The 22,478-nt window shown below is 72.6% G+C and carries 18 protein-coding genes and 1 pseudogene; 13 read left to right on the top strand and 6 right to left on the bottom strand.

Features of this window, described 5'->3' with window-relative positions:
* Positions 1 to 688: 688 nt before the first annotated feature.
* From cmk to der, 3 genes are all read left to right on the top strand, one after another.
* Positions 689 to 1,375, top strand: coding sequence for a (d)CMP kinase (cmk, locus tag ACFXAZ_RS35025; protein WP_384599578.1), 687 nt, complete (start codon positions 689 to 691; stop codon positions 1,373 to 1,375).
* Complete coding sequence (locus ACFXAZ_RS35020) at positions 1,372 to 2,019, top strand: lysophospholipid acyltransferase family protein (RefSeq protein ID WP_384599576.1); 648 nt, start codon at positions 1,372 to 1,374, stop codon at positions 2,017 to 2,019. Before cmk ends, ACFXAZ_RS35020 begins: the two co-directional genes overlap by 4 nt.
* A gap of 81 nt (positions 2,020 to 2,100) precedes the next feature.
* Positions 2,101 to 3,579, top strand: a complete 1,479-nt coding sequence (gene der, locus ACFXAZ_RS35015; RefSeq protein ID WP_384599573.1) for a ribosome biogenesis GTPase Der — start codon at positions 2,101 to 2,103, stop codon at positions 3,577 to 3,579.
* A gap of 76 nt (positions 3,580 to 3,655) precedes the next feature.
* Here der and ACFXAZ_RS35010 read toward each other — a convergent pair whose 3' ends face one another.
* Together ACFXAZ_RS35010 and ACFXAZ_RS35005 are read right to left on the bottom strand one after the other, a co-directional pair.
* Positions 3,656 to 4,126, bottom strand: coding sequence for a hypothetical protein (locus tag ACFXAZ_RS35010; protein ID WP_384599570.1), 471 nt, complete (start codon positions 4,124 to 4,126; stop codon positions 3,656 to 3,658).
* 114 nt (positions 4,127 to 4,240) lie between these two features.
* Positions 4,241 to 5,023, bottom strand: coding sequence for a hypothetical protein (locus ACFXAZ_RS35005; RefSeq protein ID WP_384599567.1), 783 nt, complete (start codon positions 5,021 to 5,023; stop codon positions 4,241 to 4,243).
* A gap of 454 nt (positions 5,024 to 5,477) precedes the next feature.
* Between ACFXAZ_RS35005 and ACFXAZ_RS35000 the strand changes: the two genes are divergently transcribed.
* Together ACFXAZ_RS35000 and ACFXAZ_RS34995 are read left to right on the top strand one after the other, a co-directional pair.
* The gene (locus ACFXAZ_RS35000) at positions 5,478 to 6,188 is read left to right on the top strand and encodes a transglycosylase family protein (RefSeq protein ID WP_384599565.1); all 711 of its coding nucleotides are present in this window, start codon (positions 5,478 to 5,480) and stop codon (positions 6,186 to 6,188) included.
* A 169-nt stretch (positions 6,189 to 6,357) separates the two neighbouring features.
* Entirely contained in the window at positions 6,358 to 7,392 is a 1,035-nt protein-coding gene (locus ACFXAZ_RS34995) for a helix-turn-helix transcriptional regulator (RefSeq protein WP_384599562.1), read from the top strand.
* On the opposite strand, the gene ctaD is transcribed toward ACFXAZ_RS34995, so the two are convergent.
* On the bottom strand, positions 7,277 to 8,962 hold the full coding sequence (gene ctaD, locus ACFXAZ_RS34990) for a cytochrome c oxidase subunit I (RefSeq protein ID WP_384599559.1): 1,686 nt from the start codon (positions 8,960 to 8,962) through the stop codon (positions 7,277 to 7,279). The two genes, ACFXAZ_RS34995 and ctaD, sit on opposite strands and share 116 nt — an antisense overlap.
* Positions 8,963 to 9,319: 357 nt before the next feature.
* Here ctaD and ACFXAZ_RS34985 point away from each other — a divergent pair, with 357 nt between their 5' ends.
* Positions 9,320 to 9,535 (top strand): I78 family peptidase inhibitor, encoded by a 216-nt coding sequence (locus ACFXAZ_RS34985; RefSeq protein ID WP_384599556.1) that lies wholly within the window; start codon positions 9,320 to 9,322, stop codon positions 9,533 to 9,535.
* Positions 9,536 to 9,566: 31 nt separating this feature from the next.
* Here ACFXAZ_RS34985 and ACFXAZ_RS34980 read toward each other — a convergent pair whose 3' ends face one another.
* Together ACFXAZ_RS34980 and ACFXAZ_RS34975 are read right to left on the bottom strand one after the other, a co-directional pair.
* Positions 9,567 to 10,805, bottom strand: coding sequence for a phosphatase PAP2 family protein (locus ACFXAZ_RS34980; RefSeq protein ID WP_384599554.1), 1,239 nt, complete (start codon positions 10,803 to 10,805; stop codon positions 9,567 to 9,569).
* A 267-nt stretch (positions 10,806 to 11,072) separates the two neighbouring features.
* Positions 11,073 to 12,242, bottom strand: coding sequence for a mannosyltransferase family protein (locus ACFXAZ_RS34975; protein WP_384599551.1), 1,170 nt, complete (start codon positions 12,240 to 12,242; stop codon positions 11,073 to 11,075).
* 914 nt (positions 12,243 to 13,156) lie between these two features.
* Here ACFXAZ_RS34975 and ACFXAZ_RS34970 point away from each other — a divergent pair.
* Together ACFXAZ_RS34970 and ACFXAZ_RS34965 are read left to right on the top strand one after the other, a co-directional pair.
* Complete coding sequence (locus tag ACFXAZ_RS34970; protein WP_384599548.1) at positions 13,157 to 14,770, top strand: MFS transporter; 1,614 nt, start codon at positions 13,157 to 13,159, stop codon at positions 14,768 to 14,770.
* A gap of 184 nt (positions 14,771 to 14,954) precedes the next feature.
* On the top strand, positions 14,955 to 16,202 hold the full coding sequence (locus tag ACFXAZ_RS34965; RefSeq protein WP_384599546.1) for an acyl-CoA dehydrogenase family protein: 1,248 nt from the start codon (positions 14,955 to 14,957) through the stop codon (positions 16,200 to 16,202).
* A gap of 89 nt (positions 16,203 to 16,291) precedes the next feature.
* Here ACFXAZ_RS34965 and ACFXAZ_RS34960 read toward each other — a convergent pair whose 3' ends face one another.
* Positions 16,292 to 16,729 (bottom strand): cell division protein SepF, encoded by a 438-nt coding sequence (locus ACFXAZ_RS34960; RefSeq protein ID WP_384599544.1) that lies wholly within the window; start codon positions 16,727 to 16,729, stop codon positions 16,292 to 16,294.
* Positions 16,730 to 17,074: 345 nt separating this feature from the next.
* Between ACFXAZ_RS34960 and ACFXAZ_RS34955 the strand changes: the two genes are divergently transcribed.
* From ACFXAZ_RS34955 to ACFXAZ_RS34935, 5 genes and pseudogenes are all read left to right on the top strand, one after another.
* Entirely contained in the window at positions 17,075 to 18,301 is a 1,227-nt protein-coding gene (locus ACFXAZ_RS34955) for a DUF5685 family protein (RefSeq protein ID WP_384599541.1), read from the top strand.
* Positions 18,302 to 18,784: 483 nt separating this feature from the next.
* Entirely contained in the window at positions 18,785 to 20,581 is a 1,797-nt protein-coding gene (locus ACFXAZ_RS34950; RefSeq protein ID WP_384599539.1) for an FAD/NAD(P)-binding protein, read from the top strand.
* Positions 20,582 to 20,711: 130 nt separating this feature from the next.
* On the top strand, positions 20,712 to 21,521 hold the full coding sequence (locus ACFXAZ_RS34945) for an LLM class flavin-dependent oxidoreductase (RefSeq protein ID WP_384599581.1): 810 nt from the start codon (positions 20,712 to 20,714) through the stop codon (positions 21,519 to 21,521).
* The gene (locus tag ACFXAZ_RS34940; RefSeq protein WP_384599537.1) at positions 21,518 to 22,252 is read left to right on the top strand and encodes an LLM class flavin-dependent oxidoreductase; all 735 of its coding nucleotides are present in this window, start codon (positions 21,518 to 21,520) and stop codon (positions 22,250 to 22,252) included. The genes ACFXAZ_RS34945 and ACFXAZ_RS34940 overlap by 4 nt, the downstream gene beginning before the upstream one ends.
* Before the next feature lie 4 nt (positions 22,253 to 22,256).
* Positions 22,257 to 22,478, top strand: a pseudogene (locus ACFXAZ_RS34935) (hypothetical protein); the annotation flags it as partial.

Below are 22,478 nucleotides of genomic sequence, written 5' to 3'. Positions count from 1 at the left end.
TGTGGCCCCCCGGGGGGGGGGTGGGCGCCCGGGGGCCGCCGCCCCCGGGCCCCCGCTTCGGCCCCGAACGGGCCTCGTCCTCAATCGCCGGACGGGCTGAAGGGGCGGACCCGCCGTCTTCGGCTGCGGCCAGGGGGCGGGGGGGAAAGCCGGTCGTCGTCGGCAGGCGGAGGGAGGGGGCAGCCGGTTCGCCCGCAGGCGGAGAGGGAGCCGGTCGCCCGCAGGCGGAAGCAGGGTCAGGCGGTCGCTCGCAGGTGGAAATAGCAGGAGACCGGTCGCCCGCAGGTGGAAATAGCAGGAGACCGGTCGCTCGCAGGTGAGAGTGGCAGGAGGCCGGTCGCCCGAAGGCGGCGGGAGGTGGCAGTTGGTCGCTCGCGGCCAGGGGGCAGTACGAGGCCGGTCGCCGGGCGGCGGCAGGAGGGGAAGCCGGTCGCTTGCGGGTAGCGGGATGGGGTAGCCGGTCGCTCGTGGCCAGGGGGCAGTGCGAGGCCGGTCGCCCGTGGGCCGTGGGAGGGTGAAGCCCGGCGCCCGCAGGTGAGGGGGAGAGGGAAGCCGGTCGTCCCCAGGCGGGGTCGGACGGCGGAGCCGGTTGGTGTGGGACGGATGAGTGACCCGTACGCAGTAACCTTGTCCGGGGCCCCCGCACGCCCCCGCATCCCGCCTCACCGCATCAGGAAGGTGTCCCGCTGTGGAAAACGGCGCCGCCCAGCCCGTGATCGTCGCCATCGACGGTCCCTCCGGCACGGGTAAGTCGAGCACGTCCAAGGCCGTCGCCACTCAGCTGGGGCTGCGGTATCTGGACACCGGGGCCCAGTACCGGGCGATCACCTGGTGGATGGTGAGCAACGGGATCGACGTGGACGACCCGGCGGCGATCGCCGCGGCGGCCGGGAAGCCGGACATCGTGTCCGGGGTGGACCCTGCCGAACCCACGATCGAGGTCGACGGCGTGGACGTGGCCGGGCCGATCCGGACGCAGGACGTGACGTCCAAGGTCAGTGCGGTCAGCGCGGTGCCCGAGGTGCGGGCGCGGATCACCGAGCTTCAGAGGTCCATCGCCTCCGGCGCCGACGGCGGGATCGTCGTCGAGGGCCGGGACATCGGGACGACCGTGCTGCCGGACGCCGATCTGAAGGTCTTTCTGACCGCCTCCGCCGAGGCGCGCGCCGCCCGCCGCAGCGGTGAGCTGAAGGGCGCGGACCTGAACGCCACCCGTGAGGCCCTGGTCCGGCGGGACGCGGCCGACTCGGGGCGCAAGACCTCGCCGCTCGCCAAGGCGGCGGACGCGGTCGAGGTGGACACCACCGCGCTGACGCTGGCGCAGGTCATCGAGTGTGTCGTCACCCTCGTCGAGGAGAAGCGGGCCGCGAAGTGACCGACGTGCCCACCACGCGGAACGCCGAGATCGGGCGCCGGATCGGCGTACCGCTGATGTACGGGCTGTTCCGGCCGCGTGTGCTGGGCGCCTGGCGGGTGCCCGCCGCCGGACCCGTGATCCTCGCCGTGAACCACTCGCACAACGTCGACGGGCCGATGGTGCTGGGCGTCTCGCCCCGGCCGGTGCACTTCCTGATCAAGAAGGAAGCCTTCGTCGGCCCCCTGGACCCCTTCCTGACCGGCATCGGACAGCTGAAGGTGGACCGGGAGAGCACCGACCGGACCGCGATCAGCCGGGCCGTCGGCGTCCTGGAGCAGGGCGGTGTCCTCGGGATATTCCCCGAGGGGACACGCGGCGAGGGCGACTTCGCCGCCCTGCGCGCCGGGCTCGCCTACTTCGCCGTGCGGGCGAACGCCCCGATCGTCCCGGTCGCCGTGCTCGGCAGCACCGGGCGCCGGGGGCGGCTGGTCAAGGGGCTGCCACCGCTGCGCAGCCGGATCGACGTCGTGTTCGGAGACCCCTTCGCCGCCGGGGACGGCAGCGGCCGGCGCACCCGCAAGGCCCTGGACGAGGCCACCGAGCGCATCCAGAAGCAGCTCACCGCCCACCTGGAAAACGCCAGGCGCCTGACCGGGCGCTGAGCGACACTGAGTAGTGGACCGATCCGGTACGCACCGCGACGGCCGGTCCACGATCACCACGAGTAACGAGGTACGGACTTCATGAACGACGACATCCACTCCGCGGGCTCGCTCGACGAGCACGACCACGGAGCGCTTGGCGATGCCGAGTACGCGCAGTTCATGGAGCTGGCCGCGGAAGAGGGCTTCGACGCCGCCGACGTCGAGGGCGCGATCGAGGAGGCCGGCCACGGCCCGCTGCCGGTGCTCGCCGTCGTCGGCCGCCCCAATGTCGGCAAGTCGACCCTGGTCAACCGGATCATCGGACGGCGCGAGGCCGTCGTGGAGGACAAGCCCGGCGTCACCCGCGACCGGGTGACCTACGAGGCCGAGTGGGCCGGGCGCCGCTTCAAGGTGGTCGACACCGGCGGCTGGGAGCAGGACGTCCTCGGCATCGACGCCTCCGTCGCCGCCCAGGCGGAGTACGCCATCGACGCCGCCGACGCCGTGGTCTTCGTCGTGGACGCCAAGGTCGGCCCCACCGACACCGACCAGGCGGTCGTACGACTCCTGCGCAAGGCCGGCAAGCCCGTGGTGCTGTGCGCCAACAAGGTGGACGGCCAGAGCGGCGAGGCCGACGCGGCCTACCTCTGGGCGCTCGGCCTCGGCGAGCCGCACCCCGTCTCCGCCCTGCACGGCCGCGGCACCGGCGACATGCTGGACGCCGTCCTGGAGGTGCTGCCGGACGCACCCGAGCAGACCTTCGGCGTCGCCGTCGGCGGCCCGCGCCGCATCGCCCTGATCGGCCGCCCCAACGTCGGCAAGTCCTCGCTGCTCAACAAGGTGGCCGGTGAGGAGCGCGTCGTCGTCAACGAGGTCGCGGGCACCACCCGTGACCCGGTGGACGAGCTGATCGAACTCGGCGGCGTCATCTGGAAGTTCGTGGACACCGCCGGTATCCGCAAGCGCGTCCACCTCCAGCAGGGCGCCGACTACTACGCCTCGCTGCGCACCGCCGCCGCCGTCGAGAAGGCCGAGGTCGCGGTCGTCCTGATCGACGCCACCGAGAGCATCTCCGTACAGGACCAGCGGATCGTGACCATGGCCGTCGAGGCCGGGCGGGCGATGGTCCTCGCGTTCAACAAGTGGGACACCCTCGACGAGGAGCGCCGCTTCTATCTGGAGCGGGAGATCGAGACCGAGCTGGGCCAGGTCGCCTGGGCGCCCCGCGTCAATGTCTCGGCCCGTACCGGACGGCACATGGAGAAGCTGGTCCCGGCGATCGAGACCGCCCTCGCCGGCTGGGAGACCCGGGTCCCCACCGGCCGCCTCAACGCCTTCCTCGGCGAGCTGGTCTCCGCCCATCCGCACCCGGTGCGCGGCGGCAAGCAGCCCCGCATCCTCTTCGGCACCCAGGCCGGCACCAAGCCGCCCCGGTTCGTGCTCTTCGCCTCCGGCTTCATCGAGGCGGGCTACCGGCGCTTCATCGAACGCCGGCTGCGCGAGGAGTTCGGCTTCGCGGGGACGCCGATCCATATCTCGGTGCGGGTGCGTGAGAAGCGCGGCAACAAGAAGAAGTAGCGGCAGCGGGAAGCAGCAGCAGTCGCGGTAGCAGGAAGAAGGGCGGTCCGCCGAGCGGGCCGCCCTTCTCGTTGTCTCACATGCCCCGGCGTGGTCCCGGGGGCAGGACCGCCGGGAGGTGCTGCATCGCCCCCTGCTGGCCCATCTGGCCCACCTGGCCCACCTGGCCCATCTGACCGGCTTGGCCTTGCTGGCCGATCTGTCCCACCCGCTGCCACTGCGACGGCTGGCCGCCGCCCTGCCGGGCGCTGTTGGCCCCCGCGCTGTACGCGCTGTAGGAGCTGCTGAACGAGCCGTTCCCCAGACCGTACGACCCGAGTCCGGACGTGTACGACCCGAGCGCCGGCGGCAGGTTGCCGAAGGCCGTGAACCCCAGCTTCTCCTCACCGCTGCGGTCGCCCGGCAGGGTGCGGAAGTTCCTCACGTACTCGGCGTAGAGCGCGTCGTAGATCGGCGTCGCCGAGGGGCCGCCTGGGTTGTCCTGGGCCGTCCGGCCGACCGGGATCGACGGATAGGAGGAACGGGAGGAAACGTCGTATGCGTGCACGTATGTCCAAACGACCCGGGCCGGGAAGGGATGCGGTCACCGGACATCCCGAGGGGCGTGGCCGGTACGACGATGCCGCGCTCACCCACGCTCCCCGGCCCGGCGACCGGACGGTCAGGTCCCCGCGAGAGGCAGCGCGCTGGCGACCAGCTGGCCGTTGGCGGCGGCCTTGTCGAGCGCGTCGCGCAGCAGGTCCTCGCGCGGCTGGCGGCCGATGGAGCCCACCGGCGCCGCGAACATCAGCACCTGCTGGTGCTTGTTCGCCGCCGTCCGCCAGCCCTCGGTGACCTGGAGCGGCTGGTGCGCCTGCCACCAGGCGACCGGCTGGCCGCCGTTCGGGCCGGGCTGGAGGACGGCGTGCAGCTGGCCCACCGCCAGCAGCACCGACCAGCCGTGCAGCACCGGCGGCACCACGGTCAGCTCGGTGACCGGCATGAAGCCCTGTTCGATCAGCAGCGGCAGGAAGTCGTCGCCGACGCCGGTCGAGCCGGGCCGGACGATCGGCGCGGTCGGCTCCACGACCAGCGCCGGGTGCAGCTCACCGGCGATCAGCACGAGTCCGCTGGTGACGCCGAGCACGGCCTGCTCGGGCGCGACCTTGTCGGGCTCCAGGTCGCCGGCGTCGCCGTTGATGGAGCGGACGGCGCCCTGGAGCTGGTCCTCGGTCACCTGGACGACCTGCGAGGGCAGGCAGGTGGCGTGGGCGAAGGCGAGCACGGCGGTTTCGTCGCCGATGAACAGGACGGTGCTGGTGCGCTCGTGCGCGGAGTCGCCCGGGGTGCGGCAGGACGTGCAGTCGTAACTGCCCGGGGCGTTCTCTCCGGCGAGCAGCCGGTCGGCTTCTTCGTCGCCGATCTCGGCGCGAACCTCGTCGCTGACGTCGAGCATGCGCGGCACGGGTGGCTCCCTCGGGATGCGGTGCGTGGGTGCGGCCGGGTGGCTCCCGGCCGGATGGGTCCGGGGCGGTCCCGGGCTCATGAAGAGACAACGGGCGACCTGTGGCGGGAGTCACGCGCGATGGCGAACAGAACCGAACGATCAGACGCGCTCGGTCACACCCGGGGCGGAATCGGGCACTCCCAGTCAAGTAGAGGGGAGAGCAACGGATTTGTGGCGGTGAGGTGTCTCACAGGTTTCGCCCAGGTGGGGTTGATATATGCATACTTCGGTGAATTTAACGGGTGTCCGAAAAGTGCCGCTACCTGAGGTAACGGTCAACTGGCCTGGCATGACAGCGGGTTCATTGCCTCCGGCTCGCCGCCGTCCGTACATTCGTCCGCCGGGTGCACCGAGCACCGCCCAGGCACGTCCGTCATCGCGTCACCCGTGCGGTCCGTGGAGAGGGAACTACATGTCCGAGTGTGCCGATATCGCCCGCGGTAGCGTCCGTAAGACCCGTACGACGGCGGTCCTCACCGGGGCCGCGCTTCTCGCCCCGCTCGGGCTGCTGGCCGCGACCGGCAGTGCCAGGGCCGCGGATGACGGGGTGTGGGACCGTATCGCCCAGTGCGAGAGCGGCGGCAACTGGCACCTCAACACCGAGAACGGCTACTACGGCGGGCTCCAGTTCTCCGCCGGCACCTGGCGCGCGTACGGCGGCACGGCGTACGCGGCGACCGCCGACCGGGCGACCAGGGAGCAGCAGATCGCCGTCGCCACCGAGGTGCAGCGCGGGCAGGGCTGGGGCGCGTGGCCCACCTGCTCGGTGAAGGCGGGTGCTCACGGGGACGCCCCGGCCCCTCCCGCGACCGGCTCCGGTACCTCGGGCTCCGGTGGGTCCGGCGGCTCCGGTGACTCCGGTGGGTCCAGCGGCTCTGGTGGGTCTGGTGGGTCTGGCGCCACGTCCAGCACCGAGCGGACGCCCGCGCAGCAGTCTGCCCGGTCCTCCGGGGACCCTGACAGCGGCTCCTCGCGCGGCGGTTACACCGTCCGCGAGGGCGACACGCTGAGCGGCATCGCCGCCCGGCACGGCACCACCTGGCAGCGGCTGCACGCCGCCAACCAGGCCGTCATCGGCGGCGATCCCGATGTGATCGTGCCCGGGCAGCGACTCGACGTCTGAGCCCCTTCCGCCCTGCTCCGGCCCCCGCGCCGGGAGCAGGGCGCTGCGGCTCGGGTGCCAAGCAGGTGCCGACGCCGCCCCGCGCGACCCAGGTTCTGTGTGCCGCGGCCGTACGGCCGTGGCGCTCACCGCGGACGGGCGGGTCCGCGGGCCCTGGCAGACTCGGGCCATGCTCGAAACCTCCGCCCGGCTGCTGCGGCTCCTCTCCCTGCTCCAGGCCCACCGCGAGTGGTCCGGCGCCGAGCTGGCCGAGCGGCTCGGGGTCACGGCGCGTACGGTCCGCCGGGACGTGGACCGGCTGCGCGCCCTGGGCTACCCGGTGCACGCCAGCCCCGGCACCGGCGGTGGCTATCAGCTCGGCGTCGGCGCCGAACTGCCGCCGCTGCTGCTGGACGACGACGAGGCGGTCGCCGTCGCCGTGGGGCTGCGCACCGCCGCCGGACAGGGCGTCGAGGGCATCGGCGAGACCTCCGTACGGGCGCTCGCCAAGCTGGAACAGGTGCTGCCGCACCGGCTGCGCCGCCGGGTCGGCGCGCTCAACGCGTACACCGTGCCGATGCTGCGCGCGGCCCGCCCCGACGCGGTGGATCCGGCGCTGCTGACCGAGTTGGCCGGGCTGTGCCGGGACGCGGAGCGGCTGCGCTTCGACTACCGGGACCACGAGGGCGCCGCCACCCGCCGCAGCGTGGAACCGCACCGCCTGGTGTGCAGCGAGCGGCGCTGGTACCTGGTCGCCTGGGACCTGGACCGGGCCGGCTGGCGGACCTTCCGCGCCGACCGGATCACCCCGAGGCCGCCGCACGGCCCCCGCTTCCCGCCCCGCGAGCCTCCCGCCCACGACCTGGCCGCCTATGTCTCGCAGGGCGTCTCCACACGCGTCTACGCCGCCCGGGCCGTCGTCCGGGTGCTGGCGCCGTTGGCGGAGGCGGCCCGGCACATCTCACCGAGCGACGGGACGCTGGAGGCCGAGACCGCCACGACGTGTCTGCTGCGCACGGGCGCCGCGAGCCTCGATGTGCTCGTGATCCATGTGATGCTGCTGGGCCTGGAGTTCGAGGTGCTGGAGCCGGACGAGCTGACGGGGGCGATCAGGACGGCGCGGGACCGGCTGAGCCGGGCGCTGGCACGGGAGGCCGGCGCGCGTAGCGGGGATGGTGCAGATCGAACGCCGGGGACTCCGAGCGGATCCGGGGCAGCGTCGTGAAGTTGTGCCGGGGCGGCGGGCACGAGGTCGCCCACTCCAGGGAACGGCCGTAGCCCCAGGGGTCGTCGACGGTGACCTTCGCGCCGTACTTCGTGGTCTTCCAGACGTTGTAGAGGAACGGCAGGGTCGACAGGCCGAGCAGGAACGCGCCGATCGACGACACCATGTTCAGGGCGGTGAAGCCGTCCGCGGCCAGATAGTCGGCGTAGCGGCGCGGCATGCCCTCCGCGCCCAGCCAGTGCTGCACCAGGAACGTGGTGTGGAAGCCGGTGAACAGCGTCCAGAAGTGCATCTTGCCGAGCCGTTCGTCGAGCATCCGGCCGGTGAACTTGGGCCACCAGAAGTAGAACCCGCCGAAGATCGCGAAGACGACCGTGCCGAAGACGACGTAATGGAAGTGCGCGACCACGAAGTACGAGTCGGTGACATGGAAGTCCATCGGCGGTGAGGCCAGGATCACCCCGGTCAGGCCGCCGAACAGGAACGTCGCCAGGAAGCCCGTCGCCCACAGCATCGGCGTCTCGAAGGACAGGGAGCCGCCCAGCATGGTGCCGGTCCAGTTGAAGAACTTCACGCCGGTCGGCACCGCGATCAGGAAGCTCATGAAGGAGAAGAAGGGCAGCAGCACCGCCCCCGTCGCGAACATGTGGTGCGCCCACACCACGATCGACAGTCCGGTGATCGCCATGGTGGCGCCGACCAGCGCCGAGTAGCCGAAGACCGGCTTGCGGCTGAAGACCGGGATGATCTCCGTGATGATCCCGAAGAACGGCAGCGCGATGATGTACACCTCGGGATGGCCGAAGAACCAGAACAGGTGCTGCCACAGCAGCGCGCCCCCGTTGGCCGCCTCGAAGACCTGGCTGCCGAACCGCCGGTCCGCCTCCAGCATCAGCAGCACCGCCGCCAGCACCGGGAACGCCATCAGCACCAGGATCGACGTGAACAGGATGTTCCAGGTGAAGATCGGCATCCGGAACATGGTCATCCCGGGGGCGCGCATCGCGAGGATCGTGGTGATGAAGTTGACCGCGCCCAGGATCGTGCCGAACCCGGCCAGCGCCAGGCCCATGATCCACAGATCGGGTCCGACGCCGGGCGAGTGCTCCATGCTGTTCAGCGGCGCGTAGGCGAACCAGCCGAAGGCGGCGGGACCGTCCGGCACCAGCAGCGAGCCGAGCACGATCAGCCCGCCGAACAGGAACAGCCAGTACGCGAACATGTTCAGCCGGGGAAAGGCCACGTCGGGGGCGCCGATCTGGAGCGGCATCAGCTCATTGGCGAAGCCCGCGAAGCTCGGGGTGGCGAACAGCAGCAGCATGATCGTGCCGTGCAGCGTGAACATCTCGTTGAACTGCTGGTTGTCCACGATCTGGAGGCCCGGCCGGGCCAGCTCGGCGCGCATCAGCAGCGCCATCACCCCGCCGACCAGGAAGAACCCGAACGACGTGATCAGATAGAGATGGCCGATCTTCTTGTGGTCGGTGGTGGTCAGCCAGTCGACCACCACCCGGCTGTCGCGCCGCGTCCACACGGGTCGTGGCGCCGGAGTCACGGTGTCCGTCCCCATGGCTCGCTCGCCCTTTCGCTCCGTCGCGCCCCGGGCCGCGGTGGCGGATTCCGGCCGGCGGCCGTCCCATGCCTGTGGGGCGCCGGCGCCCCGGGCGCCGCCCGGAAACGGAATGGAATGCGGTACGGGGACCACCCTCGCGGAACTCTCCGCCGGGCTTTTCCGGTGGTCGTGCCGACACGCGGGAATTACGTTCGAATGCCCGTGGATGGCGCACGGATGCCGTCTTCCGGGTGGGGGAGTTCCGAGGAAGCGTCCGTCGTGATCCTGTGACAAAAGCGTGACCGGCCAGGTACTGGTCACCCTCGGTGTCCGCCCCCGCTTCCGTGTCCGGCGCCGAGCGCCTAGCGTGGCCGCATGGCTCGTATACCGACACCACCCGCGGACCCCGACGACAACACCGGCACCTATGTCGGCCTCGACGCCGACGCCGCCGAACGGCGTGCCCGGGAGCGGGGCTGGACGACCGTGCGCGCGCTGCCACCGGGCGCGATCGTCACCATGGAGTACCGCCAGGGACGGCTGAACTTCGAGGTGAGGGGCGGGCGGGTGACGCGCGCCTGGAAGGGATAGGCGTCCGGCGGGGGTGGGCGTCCCGCTGGGGTCAGGTGTCCCGGGGGCCGTTCGCCGTGATGGGGCGGCCCGAGGGGGCCGCGCCGCGGGCGGCGCGGTCGGGGTGCGGTGGGCGGCGGCTGCCTACCGGGGTGACCGGGGTGCGCTCGGAGCGGACCGAGTGCGGGCCGGGGGTCAGATGGACCGGGGTGCGGGTGGTGGCACCACGCGGGGCGGAGACCGGCTCACAGGCCACGGGCGCTTCGTCGCTGACGGGGGGACCGGCGGAGGCGCCGACGGGGGCGGCGGTGGGGCCGGTGGGACCGACGGGAGATGTGGTAGGGCCGACGGTACTGGTGGTGGGGCCGGTGAGGGAGCTGACCGGGACATCCGCGAGGGTGGCGACGGGGGCGGTGACCGGGGCTTCGGCCGGTGCGGTCCCGGCGACCGGGTGGGGCTGGAGGACGGTGGACGGGATGGCCACCGGCGTGGTCGGCAGGGCGCTGGCCGGGACCGGGGCGCCGCGGCGGCCGTACCAGCGGTCCTTGAGGCTGAACAGCAATGCCTCGGCCTGGCCGATCAGCGGCTCCATCCATGGCAGCGCCAGCAGCACCAGCAGTCCGGCGGCCCAGCCCAGCAGGACATCGCTCAGCCAGTGGGTGCCCAGATAGACGGTGGTCAGGCCCACGGAGAGGGACATGATGGCCGAGAGGGCGGACAGGTAGCGGCGGGCGGCCGGGGTGGACGCCAGATAGGCGAGGATGCCCCAGGTCACCACCGCGTTCGCGGTGTGTCCCGAGGGAAATATGTCGCTTCCGGCCTGGAACCAGTGCCACATCTCGTTGGAGCCGATCTCGGTCGCGTAATGCGGACCCGAGCGGCCCAGGCCGTACTTCACGGCGCCGACCGTGATGTTGAGCAGCAGCAGCGCCGTGCCGAAGGCCAGCAGCGGGCGCACGGTGTGCTGCCGCCAGCAGCGCCAGCCGAGCCAGGCGGAGACCATCACGGCGGTCGGTCCGCGCTGGCCGAGGACCACCCAGTAGTCCAGGAACGCGTGCACCTCCGGCCACTGCTGGTACGGCCGGAACAGCATGGCCTGCCAGTCGAAGCGGACCAGCCATGAGGTGGTCACGACCGCCAGGACGATCGTGATGTAGAAGGTGAGCGTCGCGCCGAAGAGCACCACCCGGTGCCGCGTCATCCGGGGCACGTCGAGGCTGGGCCGCGCCGGTTCACGGTCCAGTCGGGCGAAGGCCCGGTCCAGCCGGGTCGGCTTTGATTCGGTACGCACACAATCGACGTTACAGGGAGTGAGGTGTGAATCCCGTACGGACTGCGCCTTTGTGATGACCATGTGATGTGGGATTGCCCGTGCCGCAGGTGAATTCCCGAGGAATCAACAATCCCTGAGCCGCCGTCACCTTCAATTCCATTGGCCATTCCCGGTGTGGCGTTTTACTTGGATTATGAATTCGTTCACCGAACCATGGTGAGGAATTTCCCCCGCGCTCACCCGATCGGGTTGCCCGGCCGGAGCGGGGGGCGGTGCGGGGGAGGGTCACGGCGGTCCCGAGCCGTTCAGCCAGAACGCCCCGTACACCGCCGCCACCACCGCGACCGCGCCCAGCGTCCCCGCCGCCCTGGCGGTGCGCGTCCCGGCCAGGGCGCGGGCGAGCGGCAGCAGCAGCGGGAACGCGGGCATCAGCAGCCGGGGCTTGGAACCGAAGTAGCTCGACGCGCACAGGGCCAGGGCGGTGACGATCCCCGCGTACACCAGCAGCGGCAGCGGCTGACGCTGCCGTACGCAGGTGATGTACAGCCAGATCACCAGGGCGACACCGGCGATCAGGGCGAGGCCGGCCAGGGCCGAAGGGAACGGCGGGAACGGGGTGAAGGGGGTGAACATCTCGGCGATGAAGCGGGCGAAGGCGTAGCCGCCGTCGAAGCCGTTGCGCCAGCCCGCCTGGACGTCGAGGTAGCCGAGCGGGCCGTCGCCGGTGCGGTGGCCCACCCACAGCACGTAGCCTCCGGCGCCCAGCGGCGCGAGCAGCATGCCGAGCAGGGGCCGCGCGGTGGGCGGGCGCCCGGCCCGGTGCTCCCGGACCAGGAACAGGATCGCCGTCGCCCACACCGCCGCGACCACGGCGATCCCGACCGGCCGGGTCAGCCCCGCCAGCAGGGCCAGGGTGCCCGCGGTGAGCCAGCGGCCGGTCAGCAGCGCGTACAGCGACCAGGCGGCCAGGGCGGTGAACAGCGACTCGCTGTACGCCATGGACTGCACGATCCCGACCGGCAGCACCGCCCACAGCAGCACCGCGCACACCCCGGCCCGCCGCCCGTACAACTGGTCCGCGACGGCGAAGATCCCCCAGGCCGCCGCGAGCGAGGCCGCCAGGCTCACCGTGAGACCCGCGTCCGCGTACGAGAGGGGGGTGACCGTGTGCAGCAGCCGCTCCAGCCATGGCAGCAGCGGGAAGAAGGCGAGGTTGGAGTGAATGTCGCCGTTGGCCAGCCGGACCTCGTAGCCGTAGCCCAGTTCGGCCACCCGTGTGTACCAGAGCGCGTCCCAGCGGGCGGTCAGCAAGGTGTGCGCGCTCGTCCCGCGCGCCGCGCTCCACCCGGCCAGCACGAGCAGCCCCAGGACGCGGACGGCCGCGTACCCGAGAAGGGTCGGGGCCGCCCGGCGCAGCCGTGAGGGGGCTGCCACGCGCGTTTCAAGATCGGTCACGGACTCGATTATCGGCGGTCCCCCGAACCGGGCGGGGGAGCGGGGAGGCGAGAGGGCGGGGCGGGCGCGCGGGGAGGCCGTGCGGGTGCGGCGAGGTAGGGGGGAGTGGGCGTGAGCGGAGGCTGTCGGTGTACGGAGGGGGTAGCGGGGGGTGGGCGCGTGGGGAGGTCGGTCGCGTATGAGCGTATGAGCGGGGGAGCGGGGGAGCCCAGCTGTCCGGCTAGGACGGTCACCGTCGCCGAGACCTGCCGTCCCCGTACGTGCGGGGAGCACCCCCCGGCGGCGGCCGGGCGAGAGCTGCCGTTCGCGTACCTGCGGGAAGCCTGGCGCAGGCGCCTGGGGAGGCCCGGCGCGCACGCATGGGGAAGTCTGGCGGGCTCGCAAGGGGCCCCGCGGGTACGCAGGGAGCGGTGGGGCGCGGCGTTTGGGGAGGCCCGGCGCGTACGTATGGGGACGTGGGGAGCGGAGCCTGGGGAAGCCCGGTAGGCCTGTGCGGGGAAGCTCGGCGGGCGCGCTGGGGGAAGTGGGGAGCGGCGCCTGAGGAGGCCCGGTGGGTTCGCTCGGGGAGGCGGGGCGTGCGCGTAGGGAGCGGTGGGGCGCGGCGCCCTGGAGGTCCCTCGCGTCGGTGCGGGGGTGCGTGGTGCGGGTGCGGGGGGCCGTTCGGTGACGTGGTGTACGCCACACGGGTGGAGTGAGGTGGGGTGAGGTCCGACACGTGGCACCCGGAGGGCGTCGCGTACGCTGACGTGTCACTCGCCGTCCGTCGCGCGGGCCGGAGACCACCGCTCCTCTCCGGCCGGGTCACGGGGGAGTCCCCATCCCCGTCGATCCCCGTCGACCCCGGTCGACCACATCGATCCCGGTCGACCCCCGCGATTCCCCCGGCGGCGAGGGAACATCTGGGAGGTACGTACATGTCCGGGACGACCACGGCCGCCGCGTTGCGCCGTCGGGCGGCCGGGGCCGGTGCCAACCGCTGGGTCGTCCTCGTGGTCCTCTGCACCAGCCTGCTGCTGGTCGCGGTCGACGCCACCGTGCTGCATGTCGCGGTGCCGGCCGTCACCGAGGACCTCGGGCCCAGCGCGATAGAGCTGCTCTGGATCGTCGACGTCTACCCCCTCGTCTGCGCCGCGCTGCTGATCCTGTTCGGCACGCTCGGCGACCGGGTCGGCCGCAGACGGATCCTGCTCCTCGGGTACGCCCTGTTCGGCGTCGCCTCCGCGCTCGCCGCGCTCGCCGACAGCGGCCAGGTGCTGATCCTGGCGCGGGCGCTGCTCGGCGTCGGCGGCGCGATGATCATGCCCGCGACGCTCTCGATCCTGCGGCAGGTCTTCCCCGACCGGCGCGAACGCGCGGTCGCCATCGGTATCTGGAGCGCGGTCGCCGCGGTCGGCGCGGCCGTCGGACCGCTGCTCGGCGGCTTTCTGCTGGAGCACTTCTGGTGGGGCTCGGTCTTCCTCGTCAACATTCCGCTGATGCTGGTCAGCCTCCCGGTGGGACGGCTGCTGCTGCCGGAGTCGCGGGGCGGGTGCGACGGCCCCTGGGACGTGGTCGGCGCGCTGATGGCGGCGGCCGGGCTGTTCGGCGTGGTGCTCGGGGTCAAGCGGCTCGGCGCAGGCGACCAGATGGACAGCGTGCTCACCCTGGCGCCGCTCGTCCTGGGCGCCGCCTCGCTCGTCCTCTTCGTACGGCGGCAGCGGCGGCGCAAGCATCCCCTGGTGGACCTGCGGATGTTCTCCCGCCCGGCGTTCAGCACCTCCGTGGTGTGCATCGTGCTGGCGATGCTCGCCCTGGTCGGCCTGGAGCTGATCGCGGCGCAGTATCTCCAGCTCGTGCTGAAGCTCTCCCCGCTGGAGACCGGGCTGCGGCTGCTGCCGCTGACCATCGCCGCGATGGCCGCCGGCCTGTACGGGGCGCGGCTGCTGCGCCGGTTCGGGCCGCGCCGGATGGTGTGCGCCGGGTTCTGTCTCACCGCGTTCGCGGTGGTGCTGCTGACCGGGATGGGCCGGCATGACAACGCGCCGCTGCTGCTGGCCGGGTTCGTACTGCTCGGGTTCGGGCTGGAGACCACCCTGTTCGGGGCGTACGAGTCGATGCTCGCCGAGGCGCCGCAGGAACAGGCGGGCGGCGCGGCGGCGATCGGCGAGACCTCCTACCAGCTCGGTGCCGGGCTGGGCATCGCGCTGCTCGGCAGCGTGATGAACGCCGCCTACGCCCCGGGGCTGAAGTCCGTGCCCGGGGTGCCGTCCTCGGCGTCGGCGTCGGCGGGGCATTCACTGGGCGAGGCGTACGAGGTGGCCGGGCGGCTCGGCGGGTCGGCCGGGGCCGCCCTGCGCCGGGCGGCACGGGACTCCTTCGTGCACGGACTGCATGTGACGCTGCTGGTCAGCGCGGGGCTGTTGCTGCTGGGGGCGGTGATGGCGCTGCGGCTGCCCCGCATCATGCAGTGCGAGGCCGGTGTGGTGGAGGTCCCGGCACCCCGGGAGGTCGGCCGGGCGCAGCCCCGGGACCGGCTCCTGAATCGCTGACCCGCTGAACCACCGACCCGCTGAACCACCGACCCATCGACCCGCTGACCCGAGCGCGAGACGTACATCTCCCGACCTGACGTGTCTCCGGACTGGCGTATCTCTGGACCTGGCGGGGACCGCGACGTACCGTCGGCCGCATGTTTTACTAGCAGTGCTAGTTTTCGGCGTCTGGAGGTCCCGCATGTCCGCGAAGTCCCCGTCCCCCTCCCCCTCCCCCTCCCCGTCCGCACCCTCCTCTCCGTCCCCTGCTGCCAAGCGCCCGTCCTTCGACCCCCACGACCCCCTCGGCATCGACGATCTGCTCGAACCCGAGGATCTGGCCGTGCGGGACACCGTCCGGCGCTGGGTGGCCGAACGGGTGACGCCCCACGTCGCCGGGTGGTACGAGACGGGCGAGCTGCCCGTCGTCCGGGAGCTGGCCCGGGAGCTGGGGTCGCTCGGCGCGCTCGGGATGTCCCTTGAGGGGTACGGGTGCGCCGGGGCCAGCGCGGTGCAGTACGGGCTCGCCTGTCTGGAACTGGAGGCGGGCGACTCGGGCATCCGCTCGCTGGTGTCCGTGCAGGGCTCGCTGGCCATGTACGCCATCCACCGCTTCGGCAGCGAGGCCCAGCGTGAGCGGTGGCTGCCGCGGATGGCCACCGGTGAGGTCATCGGCTGCTTCGGGCTGACCGAGCCCGACCATGGCTCCGACCCCGGGTCCATGCGCACGTACGCCAAGCGGGACGGGTCCGACTGGGTGCTCAACGGGCGCAAGATGTGGATCACCAATGGGTCCGTCGCCGGGGTCGCCGTCGTATGGGCGCAGACCGAGGACGGCATCCGCGGCTTCGCCGTGCCCACCGACTCGCCCGGATTCTCCGCCCCGGAGATCAAGCACAAGTGGTCGCTGCGGGCCAGCGTGACCAGCGAACTGGTGCTGGACGACGTACGGCTGCCCGCCGATGCCGTGCTCCCGGAGGTGACCGGGCTGCGCGGGCCACTGAGCTGCCTGTCGCACGCGCGGTACGGGATCGTGTGGGGCGCGATGGGGGCGGCGCGCAGCAGCTTCGAGACCGCCGTCGACTACGCCAAGTCGCGCGAGCAGTTCGGGCGGCCCATCGGCGGGTTCCAGCTCACCCAGGCCAAGCTCGCCGACATGGCGGTCGAACTGCACAAGGGGATTCTGCTCGCCCACCATCTGGGGCGGCGGATGGACGCCGGACGGCTGCGTCCGGAGCAGGTCAGCTTCGGCAAGCTGAACAATGTGCGCGAGGCGATCGAGATCTGCCGTACCGCGCGGACGATCCTCGGCGCCAACGGGATCTCGCTGGAGTACCCGGTGATGCGGCACGCGACCAATCTGGAGTCCGTGCTCACCTACGAGGGCACGGTCGAGATGCACCAGCTCGTGCTGGGCAAGGCGCTCACCGGGCTGGACGCCTTCCGCTGAGCGGAAAGCGACGAGGGGGCGAGGGGAAACAAGAAGGGGAGCGGGGAACAGGAGGAGCGGGCGGGCAGGGCCGGGTGAGCGGCCCTGCCTCAGCTCTGGTTGAAGAAGCCGTCCGTGCGGCGCGCGGCCGGCTCACCGCTGATGATCTCGGTGTCGGCCGGGGTCAGCAGGAACACCCGGGTCGACACCCGCTCGATGGAGCCGCGCAGCCCGAAGATCAGGCCCGCCGCGAAGTCGACCACGCGCTTGGCGTCGCCCGCGTCCATCGCCGTCAGGTTCATGATGACCGGGACGCCGTCCCGGAACAGCTCGCCGATCGCGCGGGCGTCCCGGAAGCTGTCCGGGGTGACCGTGCCGATCCGGCGGCCCTTGTCCTGGGCCGAGTCCGTGGCCACCTTCACACGCGGGTCCGTGACCCAGCCGTCCCCGGACTCGTTGCTCTCGTAAGTCTCGTCGTCGTAGTAGCGCTCGTCTTCGTTGTCGTCGACGAGGCCGAGCCACGCACTCGCCTTGCGCACCGATCCCATGGACGCCTCCTCTCACTGCGGGCTTTCTTGCGTTCCGCATCTCTATGGTCATCCATGATGCGTATGACGCGCCAAGTGGATAGACGCCGCGCGGGGGGTTTGTGACGCTACTGGTGCACAGCCGATCCGTCGAGAGCCCGTGTGCCCCAAGGCTTCCCAAGGGTCCACGTGGTCATGGCTGCTGACTGTGAGTGAAATATGATTCTTCACGGCGTTTGGGTGAGGGGTGGGGTCGTACGGGTGAACGAGACGGCCGGTGCCGCGTCCTGAGTGGCCGATATCATGCGGCGCGGGGACGCCTGTTCGACAGGGCGTCAAAGGCGTGTGCGTCACGGGGGGATCGTCATGTTCGGCATTGTCCGGCCCTGCCGTCATCGGCTCGGGGAACGGCTCAAGACGCAATGGATGGCGCATCTGTGCGGGCTGTGTCTCGCCCTGCGCAAGGACCACGGGCAGTTCGCCCGGATCGTCACGAATTACGATGGATTGCTGGTCTCGGTCCTGACGGAGGCTCAGCTCGACGGCGGCGCCCGGGAGACGGGCGCCTGGCGGCGTACGGCCGGACCGTGTCCGTTGCGCGGGATGCGCACCGCCTCCGTCGCGCGGGGCGAGGGTGCCCGGCTCGCGGCGGCCGTGTCGCTGGTGCTGGCCTCCGCCAAGGTGCGTGACCATGTCGCCGACGGGGACGGGCTGCTGGCCCGGCGTCCGGTGGCGCTCGCCGCGCGGCGGGTCGCCGACAGCTGGGGGAAGGCCGGGACCCGGGGTGGCCTGGCCGTCGGCTTCGACACCGGGGTGCTGGTCGCCGCCGTCGACCGGCAACTGGCGATCGAGGCGCTCGCCGGACTCGGCACCGCGCTGCTCACGGTGACCGAGCCCACCGAGTCGGCCACCGCCGCCGCCTTCGCGCACACCGCCGTCCTCGCCGGACGGCCGGGCAACGCGGCGCCGCTCGCCGAGGCCGGGCGGCTCTTCGGGCGGCTGGCGCATCTGCTGGACGCCGTCGAGGACCGCGAGGAGGACGCCGCGCGCGGTGCCTGGAACCCGCTGACCGCCACCGGGACGCCGCTCACCGAGGCCCGGCGGCTCGCCGACGACGCCGTGCACGGCATCCGGCTCGCGCTGCGCGAGGTGGAGTTCACCGAGGGTCGGCTCGCACACCGGCTGCTCGTGCACGAACTGCCCGCCTCGGTGGACCGGGCCTTCGGCGCCACGGGCTGCGCGACGCACGGCGCGCATGGCGCCTATGGCACCCATGGCGCTGACAGCATGCGGAACATTTCAGATATTTCGGGCGCACAGGGCGCCGGACCCTACGCGCCGCCCGGTGGACCCGGTGGACCCGGTGCCCCCCAGCCGCCGGAGCCCCCGCAGCGCCGACGCGGACTGATCCCGGGCTGCGCGGTCTTCCTCGGCCTGGCCTGCACCTGCCAGTTGTGCTGCGGCGAGTACGACGACCCCTGGACCGGCGAGCGCAAGCAGACCGGCTGTGACTGTGGGGACTGCGGAAACTGCTGCGACTGCGGAAGTTGCTGTGACGGATGCTGCTGTGACGGGTGCGGCTGCGACTGCTGAGCCGGACCGGCGCACGGTGTGCTGACGCGAGGGGAGGGGGCGCGTGTGAAGGCGAAGGGCTGCGCGTCCCGGCATGGCCGGCCCACGGGAGACCGCACGGCCGGATGACGGGAGACGCTGGGCGTCCGCTCACCGGCGGACGCGGGGCAGTGGGGTCAGCTCAACAACAACAGGACCACACGCGACCGAAGTCGATGTGGGAGCGGGTGACCAGCCACTGCTGTGGATACATGCGCCAAGTGGAACAGGCATCCGGTTCCCCGTCAACCGACCCCCGGCCGTGGCTCACAGTTCGGACAACCTTGACACGGCCTGCGAGCGGGCCCGTACTCTCGTTCGCATCACGGCCCTGCTGAGGGGCTCGGCCGTGCGGCGCCGCCGTTCGTATGTCGCGCGGCGCCCGTGTGAAGGCACCACCGGTGTTCGACCGTCGAGTCATCGAGTCGGCGTGTTCGACGTGTCGTCGTGTCACGGAGCCTTCGCATGTCTTCCAGCCCTCCTCGTCCCTCCCTGGTGATCGTCGGTGCCGGGCCGCGGGGCACCGGTGTCATCGAGCGGATCGCCGCGAACGCCTCCGAGCTGTACGCCGGTACGGGCCTCGACATCCATCTCGTGGACCCGCATCCGCCGGGCGCCGGACGGGTCTGGCGCGAGGCCCAGTCACCGCTGCTGTGGATGAACTCGCACGCCGAGGACGTCACCATGTTCACCGACGACACGGTGACCATGGACGGCCCCGTACGCCCCGGGCCCACCCTGCACGAGTGGGCCGGTATCGACGGCCGCACCTTCACCGACCGCCGGCTCCAGGGCGCCTATCTGCGCTGGGTGCACGAGCGGGCGGTGGCCGCGCTGCCGCCCGGCGTCATCGTCCACCACCACGCCCGGCGGGCCGTGCGGGTCAGCGGGCCGCGCGAGGGACGCCAGCAGGTGTGGCTCGCGGACCGGCCGCATCCGCTCCTCGCCGACCTGGTGCTGCTCACCCTCGGCCATCTCGACGCCGAACTCGACGACGAACAGCGCGCGCTGGTGTCGTACGCGAAGGAGCACGGTCTGGTCCATCTGCCGCCGGAGTTCACCGCCGACAGCGACCTCGGCGCGCTCGCGCCCGGGGAGCCGGTGCTGGTGCGCGGCTTCGGGCTGGCCTTCGTCGATCTGATGGTGCTGCTCACCGAGGGACGCGGCGGACGCTACGAAGGCGACGAGGAGGGTGCGGGGGACGGGCAGGTCACCTATGTCCCCTCGGGGCGGGAGCCGGTGCTGTATGTCGGATCGCGGCGCGGAGTGCCGTACCACTCGAAGATCGGCTACGACTTCGACGGGGAGCGTCCGCCGCTGCCCAGGTTTCTCGGGCCCGCCGAGGTCGACGCGCTGCTCGCGCGGCCGGACGGCTTCGACTTCCGGCGGGACGTGTGGCCGCTGGTGGCGAAGGAACTGGGGTTCGCGCACTACCACCGGCTGTTCTCGGCGCATCCCGGGCGGACCGTCATGGACTGGACCGACTTCGAGGAGAAGTACGCGGCCGGGGACGCCGGCGAGCGGGCCGCGCTGGCGGAGGCGGCCGTGCCCGACCCGGCCGACCGGCTCGACCTCGCCGTACTGGACCGGCCGCTGACCGGGGTGCGGTACGCCTCGCACGAGGCGGCGCAGCAGGGGCTGCGGGAGTATGTCGAGCGGGATCTGATCCGGCGTCATGATCCGGCGCACAGCCCCGACCTGGCGGTGTTCCTCGGTCTGCTGTCGGTGTACGGGCAGTTGGTGCGGCTCGGGGACATCGGGCCTTGGTGGCACGGGTTCTTCAGCTATCTGGCGTCCGGGCCGCCCGGTCCCCGGCTGCGGCAGTTGCGGGCGCTGTCCCGGGCCGGGGTGGTGCGGTTCGTCGGCGCCGACATGGCGGTGGCCGCCGAGGACGGGGTCTTCCGGGCGTCCAGTCCGAGCGTGCCCGGGTGGAGCGTGACGACACGGGCGCTGGTCGAGGCGCGGCTGCCGCAGCCCACGGTCGAGCGGGCCCGTGACTCCCTGCTGCGTGAACTGCACGCCGACGGTGCCGCCGCGACCCCGGACGGGCTGCTGGCGGTGGACCCGGCCGACGGGCGGGTGCTGGACCGGGCCGGCCGGCCGCATCCACGCCGGTTCGCGCTCGGGCCGCACACCGACGGGCGGGGCGCCGGGGCGTTCACCCGGCCCCGTACCGGGGGCCCGGCGTTCCGGCAGAACGACGCCACCGCGAGAGCGCTGCTGCTGTTTCTGCGGTCCCTGGGTGAACGGGCCGCCGCGTGATGGGTCAGGTGTACCGGCCGCTGGCTTCCCGGTGGCCGTCCCGGTCGCTGTCCTGGTCTCGGTCCCGGGTGCCGTCCTGGCCGTCCTGGTTGCCGTCCCGTCCGTCGAACTCACCGAAGGGCTTACTGCGATGACCTCCTCGTACGGCCGCGGGCTGCCGCATCTCGCCGCCGCCGTCGACCAGCGGTCGGCGTCCGGCGCCGCCGGTCATGTCGAGCTGATCCGGCTGGCCGAGCGCGGTGGGCTGGACTTCGTGACGCTCGACGACCAGCGGGGCACGGTCGACGCGCCGGGCGTGCTGGCCTACGCGGCCCCCGTCACCAGCAGGATCGGGCTGGTCGCGCGCGCCGCCGGACCGGCTGCCGCGGCGGCTCTCGGCGCGCTCGACTGGATCAGCGGCGGCCGGGCCGGGGCCCGCACCGAGGGACCGGGGACGGCCGGGGACGTGGTGCGGGTCGCCGACGCGGCGGCCGTACGGGCCGGGCAGTGGGCCGATGTGGTGCTGGTGAGCGTCGGGAGCCCCGAGCAGGCGGCGGGCGCCCGCGCCGAGGTGCGCCGGGAGGCCGCCGCGGCCGGGCGTGACCCGGACGGCGTCCGGGTGCTGGCCGCTCTGCTGGTCGATCTGGGCGACGGGGAACGGGCCGCCGAGCGCGGCCATGGCGGCGGCGGGCCGCGTTTCACCCCGGCCGGACCGCTGTACCGGGGCGGGCCCGTCGATCTGGCCGAACTCATCGCCGCCTGGCACTCCGCGGGGACCGTCGACGGCTTCCACCTCACCCCGGTCGAACCGCGCCGGGATCTGGAGCGGCTGGTCAACGGCACGGTGGGGCTGCTCCAGCACCGGGGGCTGTTCCGCACCTTCTATCCGGGCAGCACGCTCCGGGAGCATCTGGGGGTGGCGCCCCGCCGTCCCTACGCGGTGACGGAGGGGGCGGCATGACCGGGCGCCGGCCACGGGGGGAGGCGGGGCCGGGGCTGCGGCAGGTGCCGGGGGTGCGGCTGGGAGTGCGGCTTCCCGTCGACGCGCCGGGGATCAGGTATCCGGCGGTCGAGCGGCTGGCGCGGGCCGCCGAACGGGGGCTGCTCGACTTCGTCCTCGTGGACGGTGACGGTGACGGTGGTGGTGACGGTGTGGAGGGCGGTGCGGGCGGCGGTGGTGACGGCACGGGTGCCGATCCGGTGACCGTGCTGAGCGCGCTCGCCGCCGTCACCGAACGGATCGGGCTGGTCGCCGGGGTGCGCGGCGGGCGGGAACTCGCGCGCCGGGTGGCGGAGCTGGACCGGCTGAGCGGGGGACGGGCCGGATGGGCCGGTCCGGCGCAGGGGCGGTTCGAGGCGTCCGGTGCTGCCGGGGTCGGCGGGTGGCCGGTCGTCGTGCGCCGGGGGGAGCCGGGGTGGGAGTCCGCCGATCTGCGGCTGCTGGGACCGGTGGCGGTCGACGGGCCGCCCGAGGAGGTCACCGGCCGGATTCTCGGCGCGCTCGAACCGGGCGGGGGCGCCGACGGGCTGCTGCTCGCGCCGCGAGGTGTCCCGGACGGGCTCGACGCGTTCGACGAGTTCGTGGACCGGGTGGTGCCGTTGCTCCAGAGGCGCGGCACGTTCCGTACGGAATACGGGGGAGCGACACTGCGCTCCCACCTGGGGCGGATCGCCCCGGTAGGGAAGGGTTAGGCACATGACGGACGTAACCGACGCGTGGAAGCAGTGGCACGAAGGGCGGGTGGAGACGGTCTCGGCGCCCTACGGGCCGCTCGCGCTGACCGGCACCCACTGGCTGGAGGACTATCCGGAAGGTCGAATTCCGGCCACTCCCGGGGTGTGGACGGCCGACGGTGACGCCGTCGTGGGGACCCCCGCGCCCGGCGGCCGGCGGGGCCTCGCCGGGGGGGCCGGGGGC

It is taken from the genome of Streptomyces sp. NPDC059477 (assembly GCF_042749375.1).
GTDB lineage: Bacteria > Actinomycetota > Actinomycetes > Streptomycetales > Streptomycetaceae > Streptomyces.
This window is presented reverse-complemented; position numbering and strand designations above follow the sequence as displayed.